At 56.1% G+C, this 14845-nt stretch carries 10 protein-coding genes; 2 read left to right on the top strand and 8 right to left on the bottom strand.

Annotated elements, in window-relative coordinates:
- Positions 1-25 precede the first annotated feature (25 nt).
- A complete protein-coding gene (locus G9C83_RS11500; RefSeq protein ID WP_167246281.1) occupies positions 26-775 on the top strand; it encodes a DUF6339 family protein in 750 nt (249 codons plus the stop codon).
- A 228-nt stretch (positions 776-1003) separates the two neighbouring features.
- On the opposite strand, the gene G9C83_RS11495 is transcribed toward G9C83_RS11500, so the two are convergent.
- The 8 genes from G9C83_RS11495 to G9C83_RS11460 form a co-directional block, all read right to left on the bottom strand.
- Complete coding sequence (locus G9C83_RS11495) at positions 1004-2251, bottom strand: hypothetical protein (RefSeq protein WP_167246280.1); 1248 nt, start codon at positions 2249-2251, stop codon at positions 1004-1006.
- A 154-nt stretch (positions 2252-2405) separates the two neighbouring features.
- A complete protein-coding gene (locus tag G9C83_RS11490) occupies positions 2406-4322 on the bottom strand; it encodes an ATP-dependent endonuclease (protein ID WP_167246279.1) in 1917 nt (638 codons plus the stop codon).
- Positions 4322-4534, bottom strand: coding sequence for a KTSC domain-containing protein (locus tag G9C83_RS11485; RefSeq protein ID WP_167246278.1), 213 nt, complete (start codon positions 4532-4534; stop codon positions 4322-4324). The genes G9C83_RS11490 and G9C83_RS11485 overlap by 1 nt, the downstream gene beginning before the upstream one ends.
- A 63-nt stretch (positions 4535-4597) precedes the next feature.
- Positions 4598-6460: an ATP-binding protein gene (locus tag G9C83_RS11480; RefSeq protein WP_167246277.1), complete on the bottom strand. Its 1863-nt coding sequence runs from the start codon at positions 6458-6460 to the stop codon at positions 4598-4600.
- Positions 6457-7746, bottom strand: coding sequence for a DNA double-strand break repair nuclease NurA (locus G9C83_RS11475; protein WP_167246276.1), 1290 nt, complete (start codon positions 7744-7746; stop codon positions 6457-6459). The genes G9C83_RS11480 and G9C83_RS11475 overlap by 4 nt, the downstream gene beginning before the upstream one ends.
- On the bottom strand, positions 7746-11015 hold the full coding sequence (locus tag G9C83_RS11470) for an AAA family ATPase (RefSeq protein ID WP_167246275.1): 3270 nt from the start codon (positions 11013-11015) through the stop codon (positions 7746-7748). The genes G9C83_RS11475 and G9C83_RS11470 overlap by 1 nt, the downstream gene beginning before the upstream one ends.
- Positions 11012-12196: a DNA repair exonuclease gene (locus G9C83_RS11465; protein ID WP_167246274.1), complete on the bottom strand. Its 1185-nt coding sequence runs from the start codon at positions 12194-12196 to the stop codon at positions 11012-11014. Before G9C83_RS11465 ends, G9C83_RS11470 begins: the two co-directional genes overlap by 4 nt.
- A gap of 553 nt (positions 12197-12749) precedes the next feature.
- Entirely contained in the window at positions 12750-13406 is a 657-nt protein-coding gene (locus tag G9C83_RS11460; RefSeq protein ID WP_167246273.1) for a uracil-DNA glycosylase family protein, read from the bottom strand.
- Positions 13407-14203: 797 nt separating this feature from the next.
- Here G9C83_RS11460 and G9C83_RS11455 point away from each other — a divergent pair.
- Positions 14204-14689, top strand: coding sequence for a hypothetical protein (locus G9C83_RS11455; protein ID WP_167246272.1), 486 nt, complete (start codon positions 14204-14206; stop codon positions 14687-14689).
- The last annotated feature ends 156 nt before the right edge of the window (positions 14690-14845 follow it).

Genomic DNA, 14845 nt, shown 5'->3' with positions numbered 1-14845 from the left:
CCACCTGCAGAGTGCGGCCCATCCGATGATTGATAATCGGTTTCTCGCAGGTGACCGTGAGTTCACGGAGGACGATCTTCGTCCATACTTACAACCACTGGGTCGTTCCATAGACCTAAGCCCGGTTGACGAGCGGATTGAGGAGATTCGTGCCGGCGACGACATTGACGCTCAAGACTCGCTTATTGACGCCGAGTTAGCGCCGACACTCCATCGCACTCTTGATCTCACACGCAATGAAGCGGCAGACGCCGGATTGTGGCACTACCTCTGTGTCGTTCGATTCCCTGAGTTCGTTCACTACCGGTGGGACCACGTCTTTGACCCGGAGAGTCCCGGTAACATGGAGGAGAAATTCTTGAAGGCCGGCACTGACGCCTACTCCAACGCACTGCACCGGATCTGGTGGGGAGCTGAGCTCACATACGAGGAAGGTGAATCGGGAGATGTTGAAGATCGAGACTACAGCAGAACGAAGCAGGTCCTCGGTTTCCAGGAACTCGCCAACGACATCCTTGACCACGACTTCGCACGGTACATCCCCGTTACGCACGCCTGCGGTGACCTCCTCTGTCACGACATACTGAACGAGATTAAGGAGGAGGGTACGTACGACGATCCACCGTCCAACAGTAACATCGTGAGCCGGACGACGACGCTGCTCAGGGAGGAACTGACGGTTCGACGGGTAGAGATGATGGAAGAAGACGACATCGTAGAGACGGTAGAGGACCTCCGTGACGACGTGATGCGTAAGGAGGCCGGCTGGGCGTAACTTGTGAGTCGTTCGTGGTTCATCGTGGAAACCACAGGTAACAGAGTAGGCTTTTGATGGAAATTCGGTGAGTGCTGTGGAGGTGGACTGATTCAGACTGGACTCGATCGGCAGGGGATACTGGACGAATGATAGGGCGTACAAGGCGGCTGTTCACGTCCGCGAAAGTATCGCCGACACACTGTGATTGGTCAGTTGGCGCGTAGTTAGCAAAGGTCCACTACAGCACTAGTTTGAAATGGTGTCGTTTTCGACTGACTGTTCTAACTGCCACGGATTGTTCAGGACCTCGTCTTTGTTGTCGGTGCCGCCGGTGGTGAGGAGGCCGGTGTGGTAGAGTTGGTATTTGTATTGGAAGTAGATGCCTGATTTGTAGACGGTGGGGTCGTGAAGCATCGGTTCGTTGATGTCGCCGTCGGCGGTGAGGATGTCGTCGCGGCGGTTTTGGGTGAAGAAGACTTCGACGGCGAGGGGTTGGTTAATCCGACAGGCTTCGGTGGCGACGTCGACGATGGTTGGGTTGGTAGTGCCGGTTTGGTGGAGACATTCGAGTGCTTCGATGATGAGTTGCGTTGGGTCGTACTGGATGGCGATTGAGCGGGCGAGTTGTGCCCATCGTGGGGCGAGTTCGGTGAATCGGGTTGATCGACCGGTCCAGGCGTCGAATTGGTCAAGTGCTGCGGAGAGGCTTCCGTGTTGGGTGTGGGCGAAGCGGACGACTTCTGCACCGAGGTGTGTTAGCGTCTCTCCGTCGGGACGGTCATCCACTAAGCCGAGGAGGATTGCGCCGCGGCGGCCGCCTGACACGCTGTTGATTACCTTATCGGCGTAGATGTCTCGTGTATCGCCGTCTGCGGTGAGGGCGAGGACGTAGCCGAGGTAGTTTTTCGGGTGGTTGACTGGGAAGCTGCCTTCGGTGAGGTGGTGCGTGGTTGCTTGGAACCGGATGGCGTCAATGGTGGTTGAGAAGTCACCGGCTCCGGTGACGCGAGCAGGCTCGACGAGTGTGGCGTCGTGAGCGGTTTCGACACCGATGATGCCGACGTTGAGTTCGCGGGCGAGTGCACGTGCTGTGTCAGTAATGCTCTTGATCGGGGCAGCGACGTACCCGAGGTTGACTTCGGAGAGATGGGCGTGTGCTTGGTTGATGCCGCGAGTCACGTCCGCTGCGCCTGGGTCTGAGTTGTGGCCTTTCGCTTCAATGACTGCGACGGGAGTTGAGGCTGCGTCGCCGTTCAACACTTCGCCAGCTGGCATCCCAACACCGAGGAGATCGGGCTCACCTTCTGTGAGGCGGATCGTGTTGTATGGTGCGAGACGGACACGGAGTTCTTTCGGGATCGTCCACCCGCCCCAGGTCGATTGTGTGAACTGCGTTTCCGTGACAGCGTAGTGATTTGCGCTATCGTGGAGAGTAGGGTAAAGCGTGTCCTTCGCGGCAGCGAGAACGGTTGGTTCGGTGAGCGTAGCTGCCATTATTAGTGATAATTCACGCCCTATTCATTAAACTGGTAGGTACCCGCACCGGATTGTTTCAATTCCTCCCGTCTTGTTCTGTACCTATCGAGTGCTCTATGAAACTAAATTTCCGTCCTACAATATCGCCAGGTGAAATCCTGTTGACTGGATATTACACCAGCGTGAGGACTTGATCAATGATTTCGTCGATTTTCGAGACATCTCGGTCATCTTCCCTTGCAGTCTCGAATACACTAGTCATGACTGTCGGGTTCTTTGCCCCCCGTGACTGTTTGTTGTATCCGTATTTGTCGCAGGCGTTCCGGAGTGCCTCATCATAAAAGTCAGGTCCAAGAGAGGTTCGGATACACTCGGGTAGATTTTCTTGGAAACACGCGTGGCGATCATAGACTCCCGAAGGCCAGTCTTCTTCTTCAGAGTCAACAAGGCGGAGTAATCGTTTATTGATGATTGCCTCTGACTCGTCATCGTGGTCTGAGTCAAACATTATGTAGACTGACCTTCCTAATTGTTCGAAAATTATTGCAGGGCGACCGATTTTAGTTTTCCCGTTACAGGGGAGGACTGCAATACCTTGAGAGCTAAGATCGATATCTCTAGCGCTTGCACGCCCCAGAAGAGCAGATCGGTCTTCAAGTCCCTCTACCAATAGAACAACGTCCGCAAAGAACCCCTCATTGACCCAAGGAGTCATCACAGGCTCCAATCGAGCGCGTGTCGACTCACCGGTGAAAGTTCCTGCATCTGCGTCAAAGACAGTCTCCATCTGTCGAGCGACCGTCTCTAATGAGCTCTGTTTAACCTGGGTGTGCTTGGGACGATCTTCTGCAGCTTCTATTTTCGACAAGCTGCGAATGTCGTCAAATCGTTTCATACTCACCATCAGAGGGGAATGAGTGGAATATACAACCTGAACGCTACTAGCTGTGCCTGCGATACCTTGATCATCGAACGAAGACAGAATGGACATAAGGTGACGCTGGCGATTCGGATGTTGGTATAGCTCAGGCTCTTCGATACCTAGGATAAGGCTCGGATCGTGGTCCATCTCATCTTCATCGGCCGAGTTCATATCCTCACTATGGACTGCTAAATTTTGTAGGAGAGAGATGATGAAGGCACGTTGAGAGCCGTGACCTGCGTGTTCCACATTTGAAACAAAATCATCTACTTCCAATTTGATATCTGCCTGAGGCATCTGAATATCGATGACATCCTCGGTATCCCAAGAAAGGTCTACACCAACGCCGGGTGCGAATGTTTCAAGCGTGGAGGACAGGTCGGATTCTAATTGACTGAGCTCTGCTTCTGATGCAGCCTCAATTAGCTCTGCATAGCGCCGTTGAGCTGCTTGTTGAAATTCTTCTAGTTCATCCCGTTCCGAGAGTGCTGCACGAACGACTAAGTCCATCAATTCCGTCAGGGGACTCCCTCGTTTATCATCGGCATCTTCACCTGCATCACGGACTGCTGGAATCAAAATGTAACGCGTATACTCCTCAAGAGCGGCTTGACCGACCGAATTAAAGCCAAAGAATTGGCCGTCATCCCGTCTACGCTCACACTGGGCGGGGTGTTCCTCTTCCCACTCTCGTAATACTGACTCCGCTTCCTCTTGATTTTGGTACTCCGGCAATTCGCTGTAGCCCCTGTCAAATAGCGCCTCATATTCTCGGCGGAGATCGTGGCCGCCTGCATTACGAAACCCATCAAAATCAGGGTTATACAGGCGGTTCCCGTGGTATCTTTGATTACCACGATTATCTGGATATTCCATCACTTTCTCAACCGTTAATGTTTCTCCGCCAATATATGGGCTGAATTTTTCTTTAGCGTCTTCCCCCAAACCCGTGAATTCTACCTGAACACTGATTTCTTCATCGGTGTTGCGATTGTAGAAGTCATCTTCGGAATACGAAGCGTTTGCTGTATAAAAGAGGTCTAATGATCTAAGAAACGATGATTTTCCAGCGCCGTTCGACCCTATCAGGGCAGTCAGCTCATTGAAATCGATCTGCGCATCTCGAAGACTTCGAAAATTTTGGACACGCACTGAGTTGATGCGCATTATTTGATCTGATCGTAGCGATAGTTGTCTTCAATATTCCGATGGAAGTATTTCCCGTGCGACGTGGCATTCATAAGCCCCTGGTGAATTCGTTCGGGAACGTCGAAATACTGGTAGACTCTTCCACCGTTGAACTCAATCTCCAGAACCTGATTCGACTCATCATACCCTACACTGCTGAGATTGCTTGAGGAGACGGGTACTCGATTCATACTGCATAATGTGGAAGATTAGTCATTTAGTTCTATCCATCGTGTTACCGTTTGTCTATGCCTTCAGTTGCTGTGTTGGGTGAGGCAGTAGGGGAGGCCGGTGACTTCGACGGCTTCAACGTCGGGAGCTTTGATGGCGGCTTGGCCTTTGCCGTATTGTTGGAGGTCTTGTTCGTAGCCGCGGGGGATGGAGGGGACTTTGGTGATGACTTCTTCGCGGAGGCCGAGGAAGATGTTGGTGTTGGTTTGTTTGAGGATGTCGCCGTCGATGTCTTCGGGGTTTTGGGTAATCATGAAAAGGCCGAGTTTGTCTTTGCGGCCTTGTTTGACGGCGTCGCGGGCGCGGTTGACGATGTATTGTTCGCGGAGGGTGCTCGGGTCGGAGACGTAGTTGTGGGCTTCGTCGACGGCGACGAGAAGTGGGGTGTCTTTGACGTTGGGGTCGACGTTGTAGTCGTCGATTTTGTTGTCGATGATGTACGAGAGGATGGAGAGGACGGTGAGGTCTTCTTTTGCGCCGTGGAGGTGGCTGGTTGGGATGACGGTGACTTGGCCTTCGCGGAACACGGCGTTTGATACGTCGGGGAGGGGGTTGGTGCCGTGGTCGAAGACGTCGCGGTAGGCGGCGTCGGTGACGCGACGCATGATTGCGCTCCACGTGCCGTCTTCGATGTTGTATCGCTGCCGGAGTGGGCTTTCTGAGTCGTCGTTGTCTCGGAGGTACTGCAGGAACCCGTCGTACGTCGGCGTGTCAGTATCGGTGAAGTACGCGTCGATGCAGTTTTCGAGGGCTCCGCGCGTGACTTCCGTCGGTGTGTACGGCATGAGGAGCTGCGGGCGGTGCTCGACGAGCGAAAAGGGAATCGTCAGGTTCCGGCCCTCACCGGTTGTCGGGGCGTTCGTGTTCCCGATGTTGGGGATGAACGTCTCGAAGTTGTCGATGCCGCCGACCTCGATGCCTTGCCGTTCGAGCCGCTCAACGAGCTCGTCCTCGTTACGCAGTTCGGGGTTGTCGTTCCGCATCTCGGAGTACTCGTTTTCCGGATCGAGGATCACGAGGTTGAGGCGGCTGTGCTCGGTGTCACCGGTCTGGTGGTTATCAATCGGGTAGCGTTTGTCCGTGGCAAACTGTCGGAGCAGGTTTTTCGTGAAGTGCGTCTTGCCTTTCCCGGTGGAGCCGGCGACGAGAGTGTGGCGGAAAATCGCGGGTTCGCCGGATTCGACGTCTTCGGTGACGGGGTCGATGCCGGGGTTGTTGATGAAGTACGGGAGTGGGTCGCCGTCGACGGTCATGCGGTCGCCGCCGACGGAGAGGTAGCCGGCGAACACGCCGTCTTGGGGGATATTGAGGCCGGTGCGGAGGTATTCCTCGTCGAGGGAGAACGCAACGGGCGTATTGGGTTTCGGGATCTTGTTGACGATGCTGCGTTCCAGCCCGTCATCGGTTGCGGAGATGATGGCGATTGGTTCGAGTTCAGCGACGAGGACGAACTCTGTCTCGTCGAGGCTATGGGCTGCCGCGATACGGTTGTGGGTGTCGGACTTATCGTCGAGTTCTGTGTAGGGTTCGTATCGGAGGCCGTCGACGACGGCGAAGAGTTCGTCGGCTTGCTCGGTCGGATCTGATCCGGGATATGGGATTTGGACGTAGTCGCCGACGCGGACATCGTCACGGCAGTCGGTTTTGACGAACGCGTTAACTTTGTAGTCACTGCGCGTGACATGGATTTCTTCGCTGGCGACGACGTGCCCGAGTTCATCTTCGTCAGCATCGGTCAGCGAGTTCGGAACCGTCGTTTCCGGGACCTCGGTCTGATCGTTCGTCTCTGCGCCTGTCGTGCCCTCACGGTCACCGGAAGGTTCGTCGGTGCTCGTTTCGTCGTCGACGGGATCGCGGTCGAGGAGGTCGTCGGTGTTGTCGCTCATTGTTGGAGTTGGGTGTCGGGTGCTTGTTCGATGTCGTTCCAGCGGCCGTCCCAATTGTAGTCGTGGGCGTAGTCGGCGGCAGTGAGGAAATCCCGGATCGTGTCGCGGTTATCGCGGCTGATCCGGGCGATCCGGTCGGCGCGCCCGACGGCCCGCGGGACGTCCTGGGTTTGCGCGATTTCTTTCAGAACCTTGTACTGGATCTGGTCGCGGGTCTGCTCGTCGTCGATCATGAGCCGCGGGGTTTCCACGCGGAGCACGTCGCCGGTTTTCGGGAGCCGGACGTAGAAGAACGCCCGCCGGTAGTCGGCCGGGTCACCGTGTGTGAGGTCGTCGCAGTATGGGTCTAACAGTTCGAACGATTGCCCGTCAACCGGGGCTTGCTTGTGGACGAACCAGGACGTGTACGTCAGGTGTTCGAGACTGTCGTCGCGGAGCACCTCGGCGATGAACTGGTGGTCGCGTGTCCAGGGAACGTCGGGCCGGCCGCCGTGGTTGTTCGTCACGTGGTTCTCATCGAGTTTCGCGTCCAGGGAGTCGAGGAGTTGGCTGATGGTGGAGGTCTTTACGACGCCGATGACCGGATACCCGTTCTCATACTGGGTGTCGATGACGTCGATATAGTTCCGGATGATCTCGTCGGGCTTGTCCCATGCACCGGCGGGCGTGGTGCGCCCGACTTGGTCAAGGAGCACCCAGTAGAGGACACCGAGCGGGTAGACTGCGCCGTCAATGAACAGACAGCCGTCAAGCGTGTCGACGTGGGCGGCCGCGTGTGTGCTTTCGGCGAGGCCTTGGGCGGCGCTAGCGACTGATTTCGAGAGGGTTGCGGAGCGGTCGGTCGGTGGGAACTGCACGACTTCGCCGGTTACCCGGTCAGCTTCGAACTGTTCGGCATGAATCGTGCTCTCGCTGTCCGCGAGGTACACGACCGTTTCTATCGTACCGGTCTCCTCAATTCGCTTGTCAGTATCAGCGCCGGCAACGCCGAGCTTAGCGTACGCCGTATCCACGATGAGCCCGTTATTGAATTCTAACGGGCGTGTGGTACTGGCGTCGAGCCCGTAGGTCGGTGTGCCCCACGGATCGCCGGTCCACGTGCCGAGTTCGTCGATCCGTGTCTTCTGGTAGGTCGGCTCGCCGAGTGCGGTGACCCGGCCGCCGTCACGCGAGAGGTGCTCGAAGAGCCGGCGCGCGTAGTTGGCTTGCGGGGTGACGTCACGCGGGATGTTCGTGTCGATGTGGTCGAAGATATCTTCGACGATGCTGAGTGCGTTCGTGTCCATCAGTCAGCCCCTGCTGTGCGCATCGTGATCTGGCTCGTGTTGTCCGACTCGTCGATAGTCACGTGGCATTCGTGATCGGCCCCGTGGATGAGGGCTTCATCGTGGGAGACGACGATGATCTGCGGGACATCCCACTCTTTGATGGTTGTCAGCATCTGTTCGAGCTGCCCGACGTGCCCTTCGTCGAGGAACGTCGTCGGCTCGTCGAGAATGAACGGTGGGAGTTGGCCGCGGTTCCCGCCCTGCAGTTCGGCGATGAGTTTGTAGATCCCGGCGCGGAGCGCGAGGTTCACGATAGCGCGCTCGCCGCCGCTCGCGTTGCTCGGGTCTTCGGTCGTCCCGTCGTCACGGAGCAGCCGGATGTCGTACTCGTAGCTGTCTCGCTGGTCGTCGTACGTCTCTTCGATGATGACCTGCTGGTAGCTGCTGTTCTTGTAGATCTCTTTGAAGATGTCGTTCGTGTACTCGTTGATGTAGGCGAGGTACTGTTCGCGGAGATCTGATTTCGTGCTTTCGTAGACCGAGATGGCCGCGTCGAGCTCGTCATAGACTTCCTTTGCCCACTGCTCTTTGTCCTCGTACAGTTCGATCTGTGCCTTCGTCTCACGCAGCGCGTCGAGCTCCGTTTCGAGCCGTGTGCGCTCGTCACGTGTCTCCTGCAGTTCCTCTTGGTACTCGTCGCGCGTCTCTTGGCGCTGCTCGATTCGAGTGTTAACGCGGTCTAAGTCCTCACGCAGGTCCTCGACGTCCTTATCGCCGAGTTGTTCCTCAATATCGTCTTTCTCGTCTTGGAGGCGAGCGATTTGACTGTTGAGGTCGTCAATTCGATCACGGGCGTGTTTGATGGTGTTTTGCTCCTGCTCTATCGTCGTCCGTAATTCGCTGATGGTGTCGTACTTTCCGACCGCGTCTTCCACAGTTTTCTGAACGGCTTCGACCTCTTCGACCCGTTCCTTGGCAGCTTCGAGTGCGTCCTCGCACTCCTCAACGACAGCCTCCTGTTCTTCGATAGCGTCCCTTAGGTTCTCGATCTCGTCCTCAACGTCCGCGAGATCGTCGGTGACATCTTCGATGTCTGCCTCGATATCGGCGATCTGGTCTTCGAGATCGGTCACCGTTTCTTGCTGGTCGGCCACTTGCTCGAACGCGTCTAAGACGTCCTCGCCCGTTTCGATAGCGTCGTTGACCTCATTGATCTCCGCATCGAGCGTCGCTTCCTGCTCTTCGAGGTCATCGATATCCGTCTCTAAGTCTGCGACGGTGGACTCGTAGTCCTCGATAGTTTCCTCCAGCTCCTCGATGCGGGACTGCAGCTCATCTTCTTCGTCTCGAAGAGAGTCCACTTCGTCTCGTGCTGCTGCCAGCGTCTCGTCACGGAAGGTGATCGTATCCAGTAAATCTTCACGGAGTGCCTGCAACTCGTCTTTCCGTGACTGGAGTTCCGTCTCCGTCGCTTGGGCGTCTTCCACCGCCTCTTGGGCATCGGCAATCGCCGCTTCCAGTTCCGCAACCTCGCTCTCGATGTGCGAGTCCTCAACAGTTTTCCCGCACTTCGGACACTTGTCCTGCTCACCGAGTTCCTTGATTTCCGCGAGCTCCTCCTCGTAGCGCTGTTTGTCGTTTCGATGCTCAGCGATGGCGTTCCCGACGTCATTCAGGTCGGCGTTGGTTTCCTCAATGAGGTCCGGAATCACCGTGTCACGAAGCTCGTCTAAGTTTTCAGCTGTGACCGCAACGTCGAAGTCGGCGGCCTGGTCCGCGAGGGCCTCGACACGCTCTTCGAACTCTGCTTCAGCAGCTGTGAGGTCGTCTTCAGCGGTCGCCAGGTCGGACTGTACCGTTTCGAGGTCGGATTCTGCGTCCGCTAAGTCATCAGTTGCCGTCTCCAATCCCTCACGCGCTGTTTCGAGGTCATCTTCAGCCCGGTTGCGCTTCGTCGTGACTTCCCGCTTGGTCGCGGTCACATCTTCTCGTTCGTCGCGGAGTTCTGCAAGCCGCGTCTCGACCGCCTCCTCGTGGTCATCCGTGACCTCGTCCGCATCAGCAACTGAAGGGAGGAACGCAGCCGCGCTCTCATTCCGCTCAGTTGTAAGCGATTCGCGTTCTGCTTTCGCCTCGGTCAGACGGTCAGTAGCGTCTTCGAGATCCGACTGGAGGTCGTCACGCTCCTCGATAAGTTCCTCACGTTCGGTCTCCGCATTAGAGAGCTCGTCTTCTAGACGTTCCAGTTCTTCCTGAGCGTTCTGCAGGTCGTTCTCGCAATCGTTGCGTTCCGTCGTCGCCTCCATAACGGCTTCCTGCACCGCCTCGTTCGCGTCCTCAGCACTCTCTGCAGAACTCAGGTCGTACTCAACCTCTGTATCAAGGTCTGCGATGGCGCTTTCGAGCGTGTCAATCTCGTCCTGTGCCTCCTCGATAGTGGCCTCGCTTTCGTCGATAGTGGACTGTTGGTCGGCTCGCTTCGCTTGCGCCTCCTCGATCTGCTCTTGCTTCTCGACCTTGCGTTCCTGCAGATCTTCGTAGTCCTCGATGTCGCTTTTGATGCTGGTCCGGTGGTCTTTCAGCTCGTCAATGAATTCCTCTATCTCCTCGATGTCTGCTTCGAGGTCTGCGATGTCGTCAGTAAGCGATTGAATTTCGTCCTCGTACTCCGGCTCGGTTTTTTCGATGTCGTCGAGGTCTTCTTGGTAGTTTTCCCGGCTCGTTTTGTTCTGGTCTTGGACGCGCCCGGCACCGCGGCGTGCGGCCTTCATCCGCTCGATGTACTCGTCGAGTTCGTCTAATCCGAGGAGGCTGTCGATCATCTCAGCGCGGTCACCCGCTTCGATGAGCCGGTCGATTTCGCCCTGCTTGACGTAGACGGAACTGGAGAAGTCGTCTTCGTCCATCCCGAGTAATCCGATCACCTCTTCACGGACGTCCTCGATTCCAGTCACTGGGTCCGAGAACGACTCCGAGTCCAGCGTCGCACTGTTTGGGGTAGTCGTCGTGTACAGCTCCCAGTTCACGGTGAACTCTGTCCCGTCGATCTCGAAGACCAGTTTTACGGTGCCCTTGTCTTCACCGCGTCGAACCAGGTCATCGAGATTGAAGTCGTTTGTTCCCACGTTCCGGATCTTCGAGAGGAACAGCCCGCCGAAGATCCCCATCAAGAGGGACGTTTTCCCGGCTCCGTTGTCACCACGAATCAGGATCGTTCCATCAGGGAACTCAACGGTCTGATCTTCGTAGCTCCGGATATTCTGCAGCCTGAGCGCTTTGATCTTCATTCGCCGCTCACCTCGGTCTCTGGGTCACCAAGGTCAGCTTCGGCGTCCCGTTCCTCAAACGCGTCCGCTTGGGCCTCCTCGATTAGTTCTTGCATGGTGTCGTCGATGGCTGTCTGGGCGAGATCGTCGTCCGTTCGGACTCGTGCTTCAACGTCGGTGGCGATGTCACTCAGGTTCTGGTCGGCGAGCTTCTCCTCAATGAGTTTCTCGGCGCTCTGGATATCTCCCTGCGGCCCGTCCTCCAGGTCAAGTTGTCTTCGGCCGCGATTATCGTCCACCTTGCAGACTGCCGCGCCCTTGTCTATCGCCATATCGTACACGTCGCTTGACGTGACGGGAGTCCGCTCACCCGTGAGCTTCACAATAGCGACTTTGTCGTCGAGCTGGTGCCGGTCCAGTTCGTCGCGGGCGTACCCGTGACTGTCACCCTCGTCGAATTCGATGCGGATCGACTCGAACTCCCGGGTGTCAAGTTCGAGCTCTCGGCGTTCGAAGTCTCCGTCTTCGATTTCGAGGAGGCTGACGGTTCGGGGTTCGAGTTCGTCTGTTGCACAGCGCTCAGTTGACCCGGCGTACCACGCGGGAACACCATCGACGATGCGGCTCTCCGTCTTGTGGTAGTCCCCGAGCGCGAGTGCGTCAAGGTCGATGTCAACCCGCTCAAGGACTTCGCTCAACTCGTGATCAGCGTAGAACTCGGGCACGAGCGGCTCGAAGAGCTGGTGCATGCCCAGCAGTCGGAACGCGTCCGGGTTCGGAGGTTCTTCGAGGGTGAAGTCTGCTGCGTGCCATGCCGGTTTGGTGACGGCGTCGATCCCGTAGAGGGCGACCTCATCGTTCACCATCGTCGGCGTTTGGTCAAGGCGCTCCGCGGTCCCCGTTTCGCGGATGAGGTCGAGCCACTGTTGGTCCATTTTCCGGTCGTGGTTCCCGACAATCCCATAGAACGGGATGTCCTCATCGGCGAGTTTCCTGAGTGTCTCTATACAGTCCGTGACGATGGGGAGCGACGGTGTTCGACGATGGAAGAGGTCGCCAGTGTGGATGACCGCGTCGACGTTCTCTTGGAGTGCGCGGTTGATGGCGGCTTCGAACGCGCGGGTGAAATCGTCTCTGCGAGTATCGCTTCCGTATTGCCGATTGCCGAGGTGTGTGTCGCTGAGATGGAGAATTTTCGTCATGCGTCTTTGACTACTCTAACCTGACAGCGGAGGATACAATAACGTATGGCAACCAAGGTGAAAGTAAAGAGGGGAAAGCGAAGCTCAGGAACGACGACAACTATGCTACTTTTCCTCGTTTTAGGGAGTGACCGTTGTTTTAGTACGTCGATGTACCGGCGTTGATACAGGATACGGTAGGTACGTCACGACTTATTTTGAGGAGGGAGAACGCCACCTTACTCTGGAGCCGCGCCTAGTGTTCGTCCGGTCGGCGTATCGCTGCCGGTTGACCGAGTAGGCAATGAATCTCGTATAAGCGAGTTCGTTTTTCTGGTTCGCGTGTGCTGACCGATGACGGGTGTTTAGAGATCTGTGAGGGCTACGTCAGCACGGTCTTCGCAGAGGACACCCGGTTCGCCTTTGTCTGGATATCCGGTCCAGGTGTTGCCGACTGATTGTCCACATTCCCGGCTTTCTTCGGGTGTCTAATGATGTCGGTTCTGTTGAAATCCTTAGTGGATAACATATCCGGGGAAGTTTCGCTGAGTGCAGTCGTTATCCGTCGCGTGACTTATGTTTCGGGATAGGTGTCGAGGAGTGCGTCTTGGACGATTTCAAGGTTGGGCTTGCCGTTTGGAGACCGGTCCAGCCAGCCATGAGACCAATGTGGAGAAACCAGGAGTGGGGGATCCGTGTTGTAGATCTTCCCACAATCTCGGGTCCCGGTTTTGAGTGAACCTGGAGTGATATCGAAGACAGTTTTGAGGAGTCGTTGGGTGGTTGCTTCACCCATGCTGACAATGGCGTGTGGGTTGACCTCCTCGACTTCTTGGACGAGATACTGGCTGCACTGCGCGGCAGCTTGATCGATCTCGGATTGGGTGTCAAGGGTTCGGAGTGAGTTATCCACGGGACACTTGATTGTGTCGCCGATCCAGACGTCAGACAGCCCGAGGTTAAGTGGGGCAATCATTCGCTGGATTCGGCGGCCGCCACGCCAGTTGGCGAATTTGCGGGCATACTCGTCGTTGTACTCCTCCCAGTCGTCGTACTGCTGCCAGCTGATGGAATGGCTTGGGTCGAGGGTATAGAACATGAGATCTGCATCGTAATTGAGCAGCCCAGGGTTCACGTTCTGACCACCGCTGTCGGCGTGTGCTGGACAGCCGCTACACGGTCCGTGGCCGGTTTGTGCGTTCTCGATGATTTTGTCAAGTGTGTCAGTCATGGTGTATCGGTAGTGGTCGGAGTGCCGCACCAGTCACAGGTGGGGGCGTCACCGGTTGGCTGGAATTTGAGCTGGCAGCGACGGCAGGTAGTGAGGTGGTCGGCGGTGTAATCTGTGAGCGATGCCTGAAGCACGATGATGAGTTCGTTGGCGTGGTGGATGAGGAGGGTCCCGGTTGGTGGATGGAGACGGGCGCTCCCTTTGCGGTAAGGGATGCCGACGGGGTAGGATTCCTGCCAGGCATGATGGGGCGACTGGGTGGTGTTTTTGCTTCGTTGGTGCCACCGGAGTTTCGCGTGGTTCGAGACGTGGATGGGTGCCTCGCGTGTCGTGGTTTTGTTCATGTTGGGTGGACGTGGATCGCGTGAGTTGGCACTGATTGGAATGTTTGGGCCGGTCGTGGAACCGTGATTCGTGGATTACTGGGGACGACCCCGGGGTTTCGCTTGGATTGATCCGAGGACTGGCCAGAGGCTGTGTGAGAATTGGGTGGGTTTCGGAGTCACGCTCCACCTTGTAGTAGGTGTTAGTAACGAATAAAGTTATTTTTTTTTTATACTCGTATGCAAGAATGGAAGTGCGTAATAACGAGGGTTTTGGACAGTATACGGACTATACTGTAGAAACCGCCGCCTCTTTCGAATTGCTGGGGAATTGACCATACGACTGGACTTGAGTATGGCGTCTACATTCCCCATTTCGGTCAGTAGCAGGCTACAGCAATCAATACGCACCTAGTCGTGGCGCAGGAGTTACACCGACAATTTATGACGTGCCAGAGTGAGTCTTCGGTTGTCATGAGCTCGAATATTTTTCTAGCGCCGTGCGATCCGGGGAACTTCCGGCGAACGGTGCTTAATCCACTCGACCCTTCAACGTATTCTAACGCGCCAGAGCCAATCGCTGACCGGAACGAAGTTCGGTTCTGGGGCGTCCGGGACGGTAAACAGAATCGAACGTATTTCGAGAAAATGGAGGGTGGTGATACAGTCCTCTTCTACCAAAATGGAGCCTATATCGGCGTCGCCTCCATCAAGGAGACTTTCGAAGATACGGACGGCTGGGCTCGAACAAATTTCTGGCAGGGTGCACCCTCAACGCTCATCTATACCCTCGGCAACTTCACCGAGATCGAAGTCCCCCGAGCCGCAGTAAATCGATTATTCGACTACAACGAAGACACGTACCCACAGGGGCTTATGCGAGTGAGTGACACCAGAGTCAACAATTCACCGCGCGTAATTAAGCGAACAGTCGAAAAATACCACGAGAAACACTGTTAGCACCTCGATGGTAGTGCTGATCGGGATCTCAGTGTCGAATGCTATTGTCAGAAATTGACCGGAGAGGCGCGTAGTGAGTGAAATTTGGCCGAGCGAAGTGGAGTAAATTTCACCCTTGGAATCGAGTTTGTTGTATTGGTCAAATGCATTGGGAGG

Origin of the sequence: Halobacterium sp. R2-5, from assembly GCF_011734195.1 — an archaeon.
Lineage (GTDB): Archaea > Halobacteriota > Halobacteria > Halobacteriales > Halobacteriaceae > Halobacterium.
This window is presented reverse-complemented; position numbering and strand designations above follow the sequence as displayed.